This window comes from Pseudomonas sp. URMO17WK12:I11, assembly GCF_007677725.1.
Classification (GTDB): domain Bacteria; phylum Pseudomonadota; class Gammaproteobacteria; order Pseudomonadales; family Pseudomonadaceae; genus Aquipseudomonas.
Genome location: NZ_VEDF01000047.1, coordinates 1 through 351, shown reverse-complemented (window position 1 = coordinate 351; position 351 = coordinate 1). Strand labels below are relative to the sequence as shown.

Genomic DNA, 351 nt, shown 5'->3' with positions numbered 1-351 from the left:
TCGCGCCAGGCCTGGCGCTGGACCACCCACTTCAGCCGCTGCTGGTTGTATTCCTGGGCCAGCCCCAGGCTGTCGTCGAGTACCAGCGCCAATACACCGTTGTGCAACTGGTGCTCGGCGATGGCGTTGGTCAGGTAGCCGCGCAAGGCGGCCTTGCGCAGAAAGCGGCTGTGAAAGCCGTGGGCGCTGTCGAACGGGCCGCTGAGCTGCTGGGCGTATTCGAACACCTGGCGGTCGACCTGCAGCTGCTCCGGGGTCATGGCCAGGCCGAGCAGCGCGGGGTTATCGCGCGCCTGGCTCAAGTCGATGCCCTCGAAGCGACTCGCCGGCGCCTGGCCGGACTTGTAGGCA

At 67.5% G+C, this 351-nt stretch carries 1 pseudogene; it reads right to left on the bottom strand.

Features of this window, described 5'->3' with window-relative positions:
• Nucleotides 1-351 (bottom strand): annotated as a pseudogene (locus FS665_RS23175) (hypothetical protein); the annotation flags it as partial.